Below are 15224 nucleotides of genomic sequence, written 5' to 3'. Positions count from 1 at the left end.
GTGTCGATGGGGGCGTGGGCGGTGGCCGGCGCCCTGGCCGCCGTCGCCGCGCTCTTCCTGTGCGTGTTCCCCACGCCGGGCCTGGACCGCAGCACGACGTTCGCCGCCATGAAGGCCTTCCCCGCGGCGATCCTCGGCGGCCTCGACTCCACCACGGGGGCGCTGGTGGGCGGCCTGGTCATCGGGGTCACCGAGACCCTGATGAGCGGCTACCAGAACGACCTGGCCTTCCTCGGCAGGGGCATCGGCGACGTCGCGCCGTTCCTCGTGATGATCGTGGTCCTGCTCATCCGCCCCGCGGGGCTGTTCGGGACGAGGGAGCTGGCACGTGTCTGACAAGCCCGGCAGGTCCGTGCGGATCCTCCTCCGGTCGGCCGTCCTGGTCGCGGCCGCGGTCGCGGTGCCGTTCTATCTGGAGGGCTTCTGGCTGCAGGCCGGGCTCTTCGCGATGTCGGCGGCCGTCGGGGCGATCGGCATCAACCTGCTGACCGGCGCCACCGGCCAGCTGTCCATGGGTCACGCGTTCTTCCTGGCGGCCGGGGCCTACTCCTACGTCTACTTCGCCTCCGATCCCGGGGACGGCCTGGCCGGGCTGGGCCTGCCCACTCCTGTCGCGGCGGTGCTGGCGGTGCTCACCGCGGGCGTCGCCGGGGGCGTGTTCAGCCCGATCGCCGGCCGCCTGAAAGGGGCCTACCTCGGCATCGCCACGCTGGCGCTGATCTTCCTCGGCCAGCACCTGCTGTTCAACGCCGGGCCCGTGACGGGCGGCTACAACGGCCGCCCGGTGCCACCCATGGAGCTGTTCGGGTTCACCTTCGCCGACTCCCCCGCGCTCGTGGTGGCCCAGGTGCCGTTCGGCGCGCTGGAGCGGCTGTGGTTCCTCGGCCTGGCCGCCCTGGCCTGCGCGGCGCTGTTCGCCCGCGGGGTGCTGGCAGGACGTCCCGGGCGGGCCATGAACACCATCCGCGACCACGAGATCGCCGCCGGGGTGATGGGCGTTCCGGTGGCCCGCTACCGCGCCGGCGTGTTCGTGCTGTCGTCGATGTACGGCGGGCTGGCCGGCGTCCTGCTCGCGCTGGTCTTCCAGCGGACCGTGCCGGAGTACTTCGGCATCCTGCTCTCCCTCGACTACCTCGCCATGATCGTCATCGGCGGCCTCGGCTCGGTCGCGGGGGCGGTGATCGGCGCCGTCTTCATCTCCCTGCTGCCCCAGCTCCTGACCCGCTACAGCGACGCCCTGCCGCTGGTGGCCGAGCCCGGCTCCGGCGGGGTCTCCCCCGCCGAGGCCGCCCGGATCCTGTACGGCGCGGCCGTCGTCGTGATCGTCCTCTTCCTGCCGGGCGGCCTGCTCGGCCTCGCCGGCCGCCTGCGACCGGCGCCGAACCGCCGGACCGCCTCCGCCTCCACGGCGGAGAAGGCCTCCCTACGCCCGTCCCCCGAGACAAGGAACTGACGTGACTCCTCCACTCCCCTCCTCGCTCCCGCTCCCCGAAAGCGGCGGCCTCCCGCTCCCCGCGCCGCGCCGCGGAGGGATCGCCGCGATCCCGGCGCGGCGGATCGCGGTGCTCGCCGTCCTGGCCCTGGCGGTCGCCTCGTGCGCCAGCGGGAAGGCCACCGGGGGCGCCGGCGCGTCGCCGGCCGTCGGCGGCGACGGGGTGAAGACCGGCCCCGGCGTCACCGCCGACACGATCACTGTGGGCCTCATGACCGATCTCACCGGCCCCTACGCCTCGTTCGGCAAGAGCCTGACCCAGGCACAGCAGCTCTACTTCGAGCAGGTCAACGCGGGTGGAGGCGTATGCGGCCGGAAGATCGAGGCCGTCGTGCGCGACCACGGCTACGACGCGCAGAAGGCCGTGGCGGCCTACACCGAGATCGCCCCGAAGTCCGCGGCGATCGCCCATTTCATCGGCTCTCCCATGGTCATGGCGCTCAAGCAGCGCATCGAGGCCGACGAGCTGCTCACCCTCCCGATGGCCTGGGCGACCGGGCTGCTGGGCAGCAAGCCCATCCAGGTCACCGCCACCACCTACGACATCGACATGATCAACGGGGTGGACTTCCTGGTCAAGGAGAAGGGACTCAAGTCCGGAGACAAGATCGGTCACCTCTACTTCGAAGGGGACTACGGCGAGAGCGCGCTGAACGGCTCCAAGTACGCGGCCGGGAAGCTCGGCCTGACGCTCGTCGAGCAGAAGATCAAGGCGACCGACCAGGACATGAGCGCCCAGGTGGCCGCCTTCAAGGCCGAGGGGGTCAAGGCCGTGCTGGTCTCGGTCGGCCCCAAGCAGTCGGCCTCGCTCGTCGGCGTCTCGCTGGCCAAGGGCATGGACGTGCCGTTCGTCGGCAGCAACTCGGCCTACTCCCCGCAACTGCTCCCCACCCCGGCCGGTCCCGCCCTGCTCAAGGACTTCTACGTCATGACCGGCGGCGCGCCGATCAGCGCGCCGCTGCCGGCCATGAAGAAGCTGGCGGCCGACTACGCGGCGAAGTATCCCGGCCAGACCATCGACAGCGGGGTCGCCACGGGCTACTCCGCGGCGGCGATCGTCAGCGACGCGCTCAGGAAGGCCTGTGAGGGCAAGGACCTGAGCCGGGCCGCCGTCGTCGCCGCGCACCGCAGCCAGTCCTCCTGGGGCGGCGACTACGGCACGGTCATGGACTTCTCCATGTTCGACAAGCCCGCGTCGCGGGCGTCCTTCGTCGTCAAGCCGGACAAGGCCGCGCTCGGCGGCGCCGTGGTCTTCAAGGAGGCGGCGATCTCGGACCTGGCCAAGGACTACCCGGTGCCGGTCGGCTGACCGCCGGTCCGGGGTAAGGCGCGCGCCCGCCTAAAGTGGGGGTGCGCGCCGTACCGCCCGGGAGTAATGTGTGAAATACCACACACCTTCGCTCCCGGGGACACGATGACCGAGAAGCTGAACACCGGCAGCCACGACCTGCCGATCTCCGACGCCCTCGCCGCGTTCATGGCGACCGGCTGGGCCGACACCCGCCGCGACGACCTGACCGCGCTGCCGCTGGCCGCCTACACCGCCAAGCGCCGGGCCGCGCTCGCCGCGCGCTTCCCCGGCGAGCGGCTGATCATCCCGTCCGGCACGCTCAAGGCCCGCAGCAACGACAGCGACTACCGGTTCCGGTCGCACAGCGCCTTCACCTACCTCACCGGCGACCAGGAGCCCGGCAACGTCCTGGTCATCGAGCCGTCCGGGTCGGCCACGCTGTTCCTGCGGCCGCGCTCGCCGCGTTCGGCTCCGGGGACGGCCGGGCAGGAGTTCTACCGGGACCGCCGCTACGGCGAGTTCTGGGTGGGCCGCCGTCCCGACCTGGCCGAGGCGGAGGCGCTCTATCTGATCGACTGCGCGGCCGTGGACAGGCTGGACGACGTGCTCGGCGGGCCGGCGCGGGTGCTGCGCGGCGTGGACGCCTCGCTGGACTCCCGGGTCGCGGCGCACGACGGGGACGGCGAGCTGGAGACGTTCCTGTCCGAGATGCGGCTGATCAAGGACGAGTGGGAGATCGCCGAGCTGCAGTTCTCGGTGGACGCGACCGCCCGCGGGTTCGAGGACGTGGTGCGGGCGCTGCCCCAGGCCCTGGCCCACCGGCGCGGCGAGCGCTACCTGGAGGGGGTCTTCGGCCTCCGGTCCCGCCTGGAGGGCGGCGCGGTCGGCTACGACAGCATCGTGGCCTCCGGCGCCCACGCGTGCGTGCTGCACTGGATCCGCAACGACGGCCGGCTGAACGAGAACGAACTGCTCCTGCTCGACGCGGGCGTGGAGACCGACAACCTCTACACCGCCGACATCACCAGGACCCTGCCGCTGTCGGGGCGGTTCAGCCCGATCCAGCGCCAGGTCTACGAGCTGGTCTACGAGGCCCAGAGCGCGGCCATCGCCACCCTGCGGCCGGGCGCGAGCTTCCGCGACTTCCACCGGACGGCCATGCGGGTCATCGCCGAGGGACTGCACGACTGGGGCGTGCTGAAGATCGGCGCGGACGAGGCGATGGAGACCGACAGCGGCCTGTACCGCCGCTACACCCTGTGCAGCAGCGGCCACATGCTGGGCATGGACGTCCACGACTGCGCCAGGGCCCGCTCGGAGGTCTACCTGGACGGCGTGCTGGAGGAGGGCCAGGTCCTCACCGTCGAGCCCGGCCTCTATCTCCAGCCGGACGACCTGACGCTCCCGCCGGAGCTGCGCGGCATCGGCGTGCGGATCGAGGACGACCTCGTCATCACCGCCGACGGCGCCCGCCTGATGTCGGCCGGGCTGCCCCGCCACCCCGACGAGATCGAGGGGTGGATGAGCGCGATCTCCGCCTGACCGGGGCGGGGCGGTCCCGCGGCCGGCCGTACGTCGCGCCCCGCACCCGCGATCACCTGTGGAAAATGTGAGGCCCTGACAAGATGTGATCTGGGCCTCATTCCTTTTCCTCAAATTACACAGGAGCCATCGACTTACTGGACTACCCGTCAGTAGGGTGACTGATCCATGGTCGGAGTCGCGAACCCCGAGGTGTTCATGGCACAACGGACGGCGCACTGATGGCGGTCGGCGGGCGGGACGGGGTCACCGGTTACCTCGTCCGCCGGAGCACCGACGTGTTCGGCCGGGTCGGCGACATGTCGGTGATCGCACTTGAGGGATTCCGCCGGACCTGGGACGTCAGGACCTGGTTCTGGGAGTACATCCAGCAGTGCTGGTTCCTCGCCCGCGTCACCAGCCTGCCCGTGCTGCTCGTCTCGCTCCCGCTGGGCGCGACCGTCGCCCTCCAGGTGGGCCAGCTCGCCTGGCAGCTGGGCGCCTCCTCGGCCACCGGCGGCGCCGTGGTGGTCGGCCTGGTCCGCGAGGTCGCCCCGATGGCCTCGGCCCTGCTCATCGCGGGCGCCGGGGGCTCGGCCATGACCTCCGACATCGGCGCCCGCAACATCCGCGACGAGCTGGCCGCCATGGAGGTGATGGCGGTCAACCCGGTCCACCGCCTGGTCACCCCCCGGCTGTGGGCGGCCAGCACGGTGGCCGTGCTGCTGGTCCCGCTGGTCATCGTGGCCGGGGCGAGCGGCGGCTACTTCTTCAACGTCGTCATCCAGGGCGTCACCCCCGGCGCCTACTTCGACGGCGCGGTGTCCCTGCTGGTCACCAGCGACCTGCTGGTCACCCTGTTCAAGGCGTGGATCTTCGGCTTCATCGCGGCGATCATGTCGTGCTACTTCGGCATGACCTGCCAGACCAGCCCGGTCGGCGTGGGACGCGCGGTGAACCAGTCCACGGTCGTCACGTTCATGCTGGTGTTCGCGGTCAACTACGTGATCACCATGATCTACTTCCTCGCCTACCCGCCCAGGCCCATGTGATGGCGCCGATCCCGGGAGCCCGCACCGCCGGATTCCGCGTCTACGGCATGCTGCGCGACCTCGTGGACCGCGCGGCCTCGCTGTCGGACTGGCCGCTCTTCCTGTGGAAGGTCGTCTTCTACTCGCTGCGGGACATCGTCTTCCGGATGAAGTTCACCAAGGTCGTGCTCCGCCAGGTCAGCGACGTGGTGGTGGGTGTCGGCGCGACCGTCATCGGCGGCGGCATGGTCTTCGTGGCGTTCACCATGGCCTTCGCGGTCGGCGCCACCGTCGGTCTGCAGGGCTACCAGGGCCTGCAGGCGATCGGCGCCGAGTCCTTCATCGGCCTGGTGGGCAGCTTCGCCAACGTCCGGGAGATCACCCCGATCATCGCGGCGGTCGCGCTCGCGGCGCAGGTCGGCTCGTCCTTCACCGCCGAGCTGGGCGCGATGCGGATCTCCGAGGAGATCGACGCGCTGGAGGTGATGGCCATCAACGCCTTCACCTACCTGATCTGCACGCGGGTGGTGGCCGCGCTGATCGCGCTGGTCCCGGTCTACATGATCGCGCTGTTCGCCAGTTTCTTCGCCACCCGGCTGATGTGCACCGTCCTGTTCGGCATGTCGCCCGGCGTCTACGACTACTACTTCTATCTCGGCCTGCCGGTGATCGACATCGTCTACAGCGTGATCAAGGTGATCGTCTTCGCGTTCGCCGTCATCAGCATCCACTGCTACTACGGATTCAACGCCACCGGAGGCCCGGTCGGCGTGGGGATTGCGGCCGGGCGGGCGATCCGCCAGTCCATCGTCACCGTCATCCTCCTCAACCTGCTGCTGTCCTACCTGTTCTGGGGCAACGGCAGCGGCGTGAAGCTGACGGGGTGAGCGGCGATGGCACGCGGTGAAGTCCCCCTGCCGATCCGGCTGGCGATCTCGCTCGGCGTGGTGCTCGCCCTCGTCCTGGCCCTCGTCCTGGTCATCCGGAGTGCGGCGAGCGTCAACGGCATGCGGGTGACCGCCGTGTTCACCCACGCCGGGCAGGGGCTGGATCCCAACTCCCCCGTCAAGATCCGCGGCATCACGGTGGGCGGGGTCGACTCCGTCACCCTGGACCGCGAGGGCAGGGCCGTGATCGCCATGCACGTGGAGCCCGGCGTCAAGGTGCCCGAGACCGTCACCGCCGCGATCGAGCCGACCTCCGTCTTCGGCCCCAAGTTCGTCAACCTGATCCTCGGCTCCGGCGAGACGGCCGGCCCCTACCTGGGCGACGACGCCGTCATCACCAGGACCGAGGCGCCCACGGACCTGTCCGACACCCTCTCCGACGCCTACGAGGGGCTCGGCGCGGTGGACCCCCAGGACATCACGACCATCGTGCACACCCTGGGGCGCGGCCTGGACGGCAAGGGCCCGCAGATCGGGGGGATCGTCGACAGCACCGGGAAGATCGTCGAGGTGGCCCACCGGCGCCGCGGGGAGTTCAGGCGGTTCATCGGGGACGCCGGAGCGCTGAGCGCCAGTCTCGCCGACAAGGGCGACGAGCTGGTGGCGATCTCCTCCGACCTCAACGTGATCACCCCGGACCTGCTGAAGCGGGCCGACAAGATCCGCGCGCTGCTGCGGGAGTTCGACGAGATCTCCCACCTGACCGCGCACGGCCTGCGCAAGCACCGCAAGGGCCTCAAGGCCGCGGTGAACGCCGGGGAGCGGGCGGCCGCACTGCTGTACGCGCAGCTCGGCGTCGCGGGCGAGGGCGTGCGGGGGCTGAACCAGCTCCTCAGCGTGCTGAACGACCTGGTCACGGGCCAGGGCCCGGACGGCGCCAACCAGATCAAGATGGAGGCCTTCATCGCGACCGACATCTGCGAGCTCTTCGTCGGCGCCTGCGGCCCAACGAACGGCAGGTGAGCCTTTTGGCCCGGTCGAGAGAGCAGGTCCAGCGCCGCTGGACACTCGCCAAGTTCGTCGTCTTCCTGCTCGTGACGGCCACTTTGATCGTCCTGATCGGCGCCCAGATCGCCCGGGTGAACGTCGGCGACACCTACAGCCTCGTCGCCACCTTCGACGACGTCTCCGGGCTGCACGAGGGCGACCAGGTGAAGATCGCGGGTGCGCCGGTCGGCCAGGTCGACTCGATCGAGGTGGTCAACGGCAGGGCCGAGGTCGTGCTCAGCGTGCGGGCGGCGGTGCGGGTGCCCTCCGACAGCTCCGCCGCGGTCCGCTGGCGCAACACGATCGGCCAGCGGGTGATCTACCTGATGCCCGGCGCCGCCGCCGATACGCTGGGCGACGGCGCCCGCGTGAAGCTGACGAGCTCGGTGGTCGACATCGGGGAGCTGGTCAGCGACCTCGGCCCGCTCACCCGCAGTCTGGACCCCGACCAGATCAACCAGCTGCTGACCGCGGCGGGCGAGGCGCTGGACGGCAACCAGGAGAACATCCCCAAACTGGTCGACAACCTCAACGACCTGACCACCACGGTGGCCGACCGCAAGGAGATCATTCAGGGGCTGCTCGAGGACTACGCCACGGTGACCGGGGTCGTCGCCCGCAGGGACCGGCAGATCTCGCAGCTCGTGGACAACCTGGTCGCGCTGACCGGCGCGTTCGCCCGCAACCGCGAGCTGGTCGACGACGCCCTGGTGGAGCTGTCCACCACGGTCCGGGTCAACAACCAGGTGCTCGGCCGCAACTCCCGGGAGTTCGGCCGGGTGGTGGACAACATGACCCGGCTCACCGGCGGCATCCGGCGCAACATCGGCAGCATCGAGAAGGTGCTCAACACCATCACCCCGCCGCTGCGACGCTCGTTCCAGGTGACCGGCCGGGGGCACTTCGTCACCACTGCGGTGCCCTGCCTCGCGTTGGGCCCCCAGCCCTGCCCCTACCCGATGAGCGCTCCCCCGCCGCTGCGCGGCAACCTCAAGCTCACCAGCACGGTGAACCTGCGGCGAGTGCTGGTGGGACCCTGATGGCGCTCAAGTCGTTCCGTGACCGCGACAAGACCGTCGTCGGCCTGGTGTCGATGGCGGTCCTCGCCTCCGTCCTGGTGGTCACCTTCCTCGTCGGGAACCTGGGGCTGCTGGAGGGCGGCTACACGATGTCGGCGATACTGCCGGACTCCGCCGGACTGCGTTCCGGCAACGACGTGCGGGTGGCGGGCGTCCCGGTCGGCAAGGTGACCGAGGTCCGCGCCGACTACGGCCAGGGGCACGTCGTGGTCACCTGGAAGGTGGACGACGGGATCAGGCTCGGCCCGCAGACCCGGGCCGAGATCACCCTGTCGAACCTGCTGGGCGGCCGCTACGTCAAGCTCACCGGGCCGGTCACCCGGCCGTACATGGACGAGCTGCCCGAGGAGAGACGGCGGATCCCGATGTCGCGCACCAGCACCCCCGTGCTGATCACCGACGCCCTCAAGGACGCCACCCGGCTGGTGCAGAAGCTCGACACCGACTCGGTCGACAAGCTCCTGTCGGAGCTGGCGGAGCTCAAACCCGCCCGCAAGGGCAGGGTCAGCAAGCTGCTGGACAACATCGGCGAGCTCTCGGAGATCATCAGCGAGAGCGAGCCCCAGCTCCAGAGGCTGCTGGACAACGGCAACAAGATCATGAACGTGCTGGAGACGAAGGACGCGCAGCTCGGCCGGCTGATCGACTCCATCGAGATCATGCTGAACGAGCTACGGCTCCGCCGCGACGAGCTGAAGTCCCTGCTCGGCGACGGCAGCGACCTGGTCAACAGCATCACCACACTGGTCACCGAGCACGAGAAGAACCTGATCGCGGTGGTCGACGACGTGACCGCGATCGGCAACCGGCTCGACGCCGACGGCGGCAAGGCGCTCAACTCCGTCCTCGCCTGGGTCGGGCCCACCTTCTCCGGACTGGCCACCTCCGGCGGCCAGGGCCCGTGGGTGGAGGCCATCACCACCGGCCTCGGCCCGATCAACCCCGAGGTGCTCGGCGCCATCCGCAAGGACAGGACCAGCCGATGACACGCCGTGGACTGCGAGGGGCGGGCCGTTCCCGGCACGCGCCCGGAGCGGAGCGACCCGAATGACGCGTGGACCGCGAAGAACGGAACGTTCACGGCGTGCGCCCGGCGTGGGACGCCCCCTGCCGAGAACGGTCGCGGCGCTGCTCGCCGGGGTGCTGCTGCTCTCGGCGGGAGGCTGCTCGCTGCTGCCCGGCGGGGCGTCGCCGTACCGGCTGACGGCCTACTTCAGCGCGGCGCCGTCCCTGTACGAACAGGCCAAGGTGAAGGTGCTGGGCCTGGACGCCGGGACGGTGGAGAAGCTCACCGTGGAGGGGGACAGGGTCCGGGCGGATCTGATCATCGACGGGCAGGTGCCGCTCCCCGCCGACGTCAAGGCGGTCGTGGCCGCGCAGAACACGCTGGGCGAGCGGAACGTGGTGCTCCACCCGCCGTGGAGACCCGGCCAGGCCAGGATCGCACCGGACGCGGTGATCCCGCTGGAGCGGACCGACCTGCCGGTGGAGATCGACGACGCCCTGGAGGCGTTCACCAAACTCACCGACGCCCTCGACACCGACAAGATGGGCGACGTGGCCGGCAACCTCGCCGAGACGGTCAGGGGCCGGGGCAAGCAGATCAACCGGGCGCTGGCCGACGCGGCCTCGCTGACCCGCACCCTCGCCGGGCAGGACGAGCAGCTGATCGAACTGGCCGACGGCCTCAACCGGATCGCCTCCAGCCTCAACCGCCGCGAGGACCAGGTCAAGACGGCCATCGACGCCTTCGCCGAGGCCGGCGCCACCCTCGCCGACGAGCGCCGCCGCATGAAGAGCTTCATCACCGGCCTCGCGGAGTTCGTCCAGCGGGGTGACGTGCTGATCGAGGCCTATCAGGAGAGACTGCCCAAGGGCGTGGCCAACCTGGCCGAGCTGGTGCTGACCCTGAAGGTCAACAGCGAGTCCGCGGCCGAGGCCATCGCCGGAGCCCGGAAGTTCACCGACAACCTGGTCGTGTCCTGGGACAGGGAGCACCACCTGATCAAGATCCGTCTGGTGCTCAACGCGATGACCCGGGCCTGGCTGACACCGCTGTTCGAGGCACTGGGCCTGGGCAAGGTGTCGTGCCTGCCGGGAGAGCTGAGCAACTGCCCCTGGGAGAGGGGGAGGCGGTGAGCGCGGTGCGACGGTCCGGCCGCCGGACGGGCGGGGAACGGCGAGTGAGCGGGGGAAGGGAGGAGACCGGATGAGGGCGTGGACGCGGATGGGCGCGGGACTGGCCGGACTCTGCCTCACCGCGGCGTGCACCCTGCAGACCGCGGGGGCGCCGACCGGCGGGCTGACCCTGACCGCGACCTTCGACGACGTGCAGAGCCTGGTGGCCGGGCACAGCGTGCAGATCTCCGACGTGCGGGTGGGCAGTGTGACCGACATCCGCCTGGAGGGATACCGCGCGAAGGTCACCATGTCCGTCGAGGACGGCATCCGGGTGCCCGAGGGCACCGGCGCCGTCGTGGCCAAGACCTCGATCCTGGGTGAGAACTACGTCGAGCTGACACCGCCCGAGGGCCGGGACATGACGAGCGGGCCGTTCATGCGGAGCGGCTCGACGATCACCCGGACATCGGTGGAGCCGGACATCGAACAGGTCACCGAACGGGCGGGCCCGCTGATCGACGCCCTCGGCGCCCAGGACGTGAACGCCGTCCTGGACGCGGCGGCGACCGGGCTCGGCGGCAAGGGCAAGGACCTCAACCGGCTGCTCAGGCAGATCACCGAGGTCACCACCGTCTACGCCGAGTCCCGCGAGGACCTGGCCCGCACCATAGACGGGCTGGCCGAGCTGGGCGACGATCTCGCAAAGGGCAGCGAGGAGCTGGACAGGCTGCCCGGCACGCTCACCGACGCCACCGCCCGGCTGAACCACGGCCGCAAGCACGTGAAGAAGACCCTCCAGGAGCTCACCGCGCTGGCCCGCGAGGTCAACAGCACCGTCTATCCGAGACACGCGGCCCGGCTGCGGACCCTGCTCCGCGAGCTCGACGCGGTTTCCACCTCGATGGTCCGCGGTAAGGAAGACCTGAAGGTCCTGATCAGCCGCGTGCAGCGGTTCCTCGACCTGCCACCGATCGTGGTGAACGGCCAGCTGCTGACCTTCGTCTGGCTCAAGGGGCTGCTGCTGCCCAAGCCGGACAAGAGCGGCGACCGCCCGCGTCCGCCCAACTCGGTGGACGACTTCCGCCTGCTGCTGGAGCCGCCACGATGAGGAACCGCATCCGGATCAACCTCGGCTTCTTCGTGGTACTCGGCGTGGTGATGACCGTGTGGGCGTTCACCAGCATCATCAAGCTCGACGTCGTCGAGCGGCCCTACCGGATCAGCGCCGAGTTCCTGTCCTCCCCCGGTCTCGTGCGGGGCTTCGACGTGGCCTACCTCGGCGTCCGGATCGGCCGGATCGACGACGTGGCGCTGGCCCCCGGCAAGATCGTGGTGGGCCTGAGCATCAACCGTGACGTACGGCTGCCGCGAGGCGTCACCGCGGAGGTGCGCCGCAAGTCCGCCATCGGCGAGCCGTACGTGGAGATCTCGCCGCCCCGGTCCGGAGCCAGCGGCGGCACCCTCGCCGCGGGCGCCACCATCCCGCTGGCCAGCACCTCGGTCCCGCTCGACTACAAGAAGCTGTTCGACGGGGTCGGCAAGCTGCTGAACGCGGTGCCGCCGGAGGACGCCCAGACGATCGTGCACGAGCTGGCGGCGGGACTGGACGGCCGGACGACCTCGATCCGCGAGGTCGTGGACAACGCCCACGACCTCACCGCGACCCTCGCCGCCAACACCGGCCTGCTGGACGAGCTGTCAGTGGAGCTGACCCGGCTGACCGGCACACTGGCGGGCCGGCGCGAGGAGCTGTCCCAGGGCATCACCGACCTGGCCGGGGTGACCCGGGCGATCCGCGAGTCCCGCAAGCAGCTCTCCACCGCCCTCGACCACGGCCCGAGCTTCTTCCGCCAGGTCGACAACCTGCTCACCACCGCCCGCCCCGGCCTGTCCTGCATGCTCACCGCGGCCAGGATGAAGCCCGGCGTGGTGTTCACGCCCCGGACCCGGTCGAACGTCAACCAGCTGCTGCGGACGGTGCCCACCCTGCAGGCGATGGTCACCGACATAACCGACAAACGGCCCGACGGGGTGTACGGCAGGGTCACGTTCCTCTTCAGCGTCCCCGGCGGCCCCCCGGTGGCGCGGGAGTACCGCGGCCCGCTGTCCCCGCCGAAGGTCCCCGCACTGCGTCCCTGCCCGAAGGGCCCCGCGGTCAAGGTGTCCACCCGGACCGACGACGACCAGGACCCCGGCCCCCACCCCACCGACGGCTCCTGGAGCGGCGACGGTCCGGCCGGTGAGGCGACCGCCACGCCCGACGAGGCGACGCGGACACCGCGGGAGGGCGACGGGCCGCTCGACGCCACCGGTCCCGAGGACACCGCCACCCCCGCCGCGGACGCCGGCAGGACCTCGCGCTCCACCCGCCAGGACCTCACCCCTTTCATCGTCGCGATCCTCTTCGCCGTCGTCATCTCCGGCGGCGTGCTCGGCTGGATCGCGGTCGGCCGGGCGTCACGCCGCCGTGAACAGGAGTGACCAGTTGACATCCTCCCCAGGACCGAGGTCCGGGGTCTCCATACCGGAAGGATCTAGTTGACTTCCTCCCCACGGCTGAAGCCGGGGGATTCCCACCCTCACGGGTCGGATTTCCTGCTTCACCGCCGGTCGCCCGCCAGGAGGAATCTCCCTTGAGGTCTTACACCGGCTCCACAGGCGTTTCACCTCTCCGCCAGCCCGGCGGCGAGGATGTTCCTGGCGGCGTTCACATCCCGATCATGGGTCGCGCCGCAGGCGCACACCCACTCCCGGACGTTCAACGGCAGGGACGGTTGCAGGGCGCCGCAGGCCGAGCACAGCTTGGAGGATGGAAACCACCGGTCGACGACCACCAGCTCCCGCCCGTACCAGGCCGCCTTGTACTCCAGCATGGTCCGCACCTGCCGCCAGGAGGCGTCGGAGACGGCGCGGGCCAGGCGGTGGTTCTTCACCAGGTTGCGGACGGCGAGGCCCTCGATCGCGATCACTTGGTTCTCGCGGACGATCGAGGTGGTGAGCTTATGCAGGTGGTCACGCCTGCGGTCACCGATTCGGGCGTGCACCCGCGCGACCCGCACCTTCGCCTTGGCCCGGTTGCTGGAGCCCTTGTCCTTGCGGGCCAGGGCGCGTTGCGCGCGGGCCAGCCGGGCCCGGTCGGCGCGCTCGTGGCGGGGGTTGGCGACCTTGCCGGCGGCGTCGGTGAGGCCGGGGATCGGCCGCGACAGGGTGAGCAGGGAGCTGATCCCGGCGTCGATGCCGACCATGGCAGCCGTCGGATCCAAAGGGCGGATCGTGTCCGCACACAGGATCGACACGAACCACCGGCCGGCCGCGTCCTTCGACACGGTCACCGTGGACGGCTCGACCCCCTCGGGCAGCGGGCGCGACCACGCGATGTCCAGCGGGGCACCCATCTTCGCCAGGGTCAGGTGCCCGTCGCGCCAGGTGAACGCCGAACGGGTGTACTCGGCCGAGGCCCGGGACCTCTTGCGGGACTTGAACGCCGGATACTTCGCCCGTTTGGCGAAGAAGTTGGTGAAGGCCGCCTGCAGGTGGCGCAGGACCTGCTGGAGCGGCACCGACGACACCTCACCCAGGAAACCCAGCTCCTCGGTGCGCTTCCAGGCGGTCAGCATCGCCGACGACTCCCCGTAGGAGACCCTCCGGCCTTCCATGGTGTAGGCACGGCTGCGCTCCTCGAGCGCCTTGTTGTAGACCAGGCGGGCGCAGCCGAAGGTCCGGGCAAGCTGCTCGGCCTGCTCGGGGGTCGGGTAGAAGCGGTACTTGAAGGCCCGCTTCACGCTCTGTGCCATGGCGCACATCATGACGCACCGCGGCCGGGACCGTACGCGTGTTCGAGAAAATTCCGTGCGGCGGTGTGCCGCGTTTCCTCCCCTGGGCTGAAGCCCGGGGTCTCCACGCTCAAGGAGATTCGATGAGCCCAATCCCTCAGCAGCCCGACGAACTCCCTCAAGGGGCGGGCTCAGGCCGCGGTGAGGTCCCGGAGGACGGGGGGGAGCCCACCGAGCCGGATTCCGCCGCCGTGCCCGCGGTCGGCGCGGCCCCGGACAGAGCCGCCCCAGACAGGGACGAGGGAGGGGAGACGGCGGCCGGGATCGCGGAGCGGGGTGGGTCCCGCGTGCRATCCCGGACGTGGCGGGCCAAGCTGGTGGGCTCGGTCGCGGCCATGCTGTTCGCGGCGACGGCGATAGCGGCGGTGTGGTTCTGGATGACGGCCGACCGGCTGGCCGAGGAGAAGGCCGAGCGCGGCGCGGTGTCCGCACGGGCGGGCGAGTTCGCCGTGGCCCTGCAGACCTACGACTACGCCAACCTCCAGGCCTATCGCGACCAGGTCTTCGCCATCTCCGGCGAGGACTTCGAGAAGACCTACGACGAGGCCTTCAGCCCGCTGGAGGGCGTGATCACCTCGATGAAGGCCCACTCGTCCGCCTCGGTCCGGGGTGTCTACGTCGGCGAGGTCGACGAGGACAGAGCCAAGGCGATCACGGTCGTCGACTCCCAGGTCACGAGCACCGCGGGCACCCGGCGCATGCTCGGCACCTACATGGAGCTCGGCCTGGTCAAGACAGGCGGCGAGTGGAAGGTCAACGACGCCACCGTGATGGGCGCGGCCGAGGAGCTGGTGACCGACCCCAACGGCAAGGCCGTCGACACGGCCCCCACCCCCACCCCCACCCCGAGCACCGGCAAGAAGGACGGATAGGGCTTCCGGCACGGCCCGCGGCGCCGCTGTGGGCCGTGGCGGACCGGAGG

At 70.6% G+C, this 15224-nt stretch carries 13 protein-coding genes and 1 pseudogene; 13 read left to right on the top strand and 1 reads right to left on the bottom strand.

Annotated features, from left to right (window positions below; translation table 11 throughout):
• The 12 genes from CA984_RS34815 to CA984_RS34760 all read left to right on the top strand — a co-directional run.
• Positions 1 to 336: ABC transporter permease subunit (locus tag CA984_RS34815; protein WP_423229346.1), on the top strand; the 336-nt coding region annotated here is incomplete at its 5' end.
• The gene (locus tag CA984_RS34810; RefSeq protein WP_086577677.1) at positions 329 to 1453 is read left to right on the top strand and encodes a branched-chain amino acid ABC transporter permease; all 1125 of its coding nucleotides are present in this window, start codon (positions 329 to 331) and stop codon (positions 1451 to 1453) included. The genes CA984_RS34815 and CA984_RS34810, both read left to right, overlap by 8 nt.
• Position 1454: 1 nt before the next feature.
• Positions 1455 to 2801 carry an ABC transporter substrate-binding protein gene (locus CA984_RS34805; protein WP_242676335.1) on the top strand — a complete coding sequence of 449 codons (1347 nt, stop codon included), beginning with the start codon at positions 1455 to 1457 and terminating at the stop codon, positions 2799 to 2801.
• Positions 2802 to 2906: 105 nt separating this feature from the next.
• Complete coding sequence (locus CA984_RS34800) at positions 2907 to 4325, top strand: aminopeptidase P family protein (RefSeq protein ID WP_086577676.1); 1419 nt, start codon at positions 2907 to 2909, stop codon at positions 4323 to 4325.
• Between the two features lie 221 nt (positions 4326 to 4546).
• The gene (locus CA984_RS34795; RefSeq protein WP_086577675.1) at positions 4547 to 5356 is read left to right on the top strand and encodes an MlaE family ABC transporter permease; all 810 of its coding nucleotides are present in this window, start codon (positions 4547 to 4549) and stop codon (positions 5354 to 5356) included.
• Positions 5356 to 6222, top strand: coding sequence for an ABC transporter permease (locus CA984_RS34790; protein ID WP_086577674.1), 867 nt, complete (start codon positions 5356 to 5358; stop codon positions 6220 to 6222). The genes CA984_RS34795 and CA984_RS34790 overlap by 1 nt, the downstream gene beginning before the upstream one ends.
• A gap of 6 nt (positions 6223 to 6228) precedes the next feature.
• Positions 6229 to 7245 (top strand): MlaD family protein, encoded by a 1017-nt coding sequence (locus tag CA984_RS34785; protein ID WP_086577673.1) that lies wholly within the window; start codon positions 6229 to 6231, stop codon positions 7243 to 7245.
• Positions 7242 to 8309, top strand: a complete 1068-nt coding sequence (locus CA984_RS34780; RefSeq protein WP_086577672.1) for an MCE family protein — start codon at positions 7242 to 7244, stop codon at positions 8307 to 8309. The genes CA984_RS34785 and CA984_RS34780 overlap by 4 nt, the downstream gene beginning before the upstream one ends.
• Positions 8309 to 9334: an MlaD family protein gene (locus CA984_RS34775; protein WP_086577671.1), complete on the top strand. Its 1026-nt coding sequence runs from the start codon at positions 8309 to 8311 to the stop codon at positions 9332 to 9334. Before CA984_RS34780 ends, CA984_RS34775 begins: the two co-directional genes overlap by 1 nt.
• A 109-nt stretch (positions 9335 to 9443) precedes the next feature.
• Positions 9444 to 10487 (top strand): MCE family protein, encoded by a 1044-nt coding sequence (locus CA984_RS34770; RefSeq protein WP_242676334.1) that lies wholly within the window; start codon positions 9444 to 9446, stop codon positions 10485 to 10487.
• A gap of 70 nt (positions 10488 to 10557) precedes the next feature.
• Complete coding sequence (locus tag CA984_RS34765; RefSeq protein ID WP_086577669.1) at positions 10558 to 11577, top strand: MCE family protein; 1020 nt, start codon at positions 10558 to 10560, stop codon at positions 11575 to 11577.
• Positions 11574 to 12950: an MCE family protein gene (locus CA984_RS34760; protein ID WP_086577668.1), complete on the top strand. Its 1377-nt coding sequence runs from the start codon at positions 11574 to 11576 to the stop codon at positions 12948 to 12950. Before CA984_RS34765 ends, CA984_RS34760 begins: the two co-directional genes overlap by 4 nt.
• 78 nt (positions 12951 to 13028) lie before the next feature.
• Here the strand turns inward: CA984_RS34760 and CA984_RS34755 are convergent.
• Positions 13029 to 14263 (bottom strand): annotated as a pseudogene (locus CA984_RS34755) (RNA-guided endonuclease InsQ/TnpB family protein); the annotation flags it as partial.
• Between the two features lie 122 nt (positions 14264 to 14385).
• On the opposite strand from CA984_RS34755, the gene CA984_RS34750 reads away from it, so the two are divergent.
• The gene (locus CA984_RS34750; RefSeq protein ID WP_133061864.1) at positions 14386 to 15174 is read left to right on the top strand and encodes a hypothetical protein; all 789 of its coding nucleotides are present in this window, start codon (positions 14386 to 14388) and stop codon (positions 15172 to 15174) included.
• Positions 15175 to 15224: the final 50 nt, after the last annotated feature.

Origin of the sequence: Streptosporangium minutum (genome assembly GCF_002149035.1) — a bacterium.
GTDB lineage: Bacteria > Actinomycetota > Actinomycetes > Streptosporangiales > Streptosporangiaceae > Streptosporangium > Streptosporangium minutum.
This window is presented reverse-complemented; position numbering and strand designations above follow the sequence as displayed.

What these genes read in the sequence shown, in the direction of transcription:
- CA984_RS34800 (WP_086577676.1), top strand. Translation starts at nt 2,907, where the DNA reads ATGACCGAGAAGCTGAACACCGGCAGCCACGACCTGCCGATCTCCGAC.
- CA984_RS34795 (WP_086577675.1), top strand. Translation starts at nt 4,547, where the DNA reads ATGGCGGTCGGCGGGCGGGACGGGGTCACCGGTTACCTCGTCCGCCGG.
- CA984_RS34790 (WP_086577674.1), top strand. Translation starts at nt 5,356, where the DNA reads ATGGCGCCGATCCCGGGAGCCCGCACCGCCGGATTCCGCGTCTACGGC.
- CA984_RS34785 (WP_086577673.1), top strand. Translation starts at nt 6,229, where the DNA reads ATGGCACGCGGTGAAGTCCCCCTGCCGATCCGGCTGGCGATCTCGCTC.
- CA984_RS34775 (WP_086577671.1), top strand. Translation starts at nt 8,309, where the DNA reads ATGGCGCTCAAGTCGTTCCGTGACCGCGACAAGACCGTCGTCGGCCTG.
- CA984_RS34765 (WP_086577669.1), top strand. Translation starts at nt 10,558, where the DNA reads ATGAGGGCGTGGACGCGGATGGGCGCGGGACTGGCCGGACTCTGCCTC.
- CA984_RS34760 (WP_086577668.1), top strand. Translation starts at nt 11,574, where the DNA reads ATGAGGAACCGCATCCGGATCAACCTCGGCTTCTTCGTGGTACTCGGC.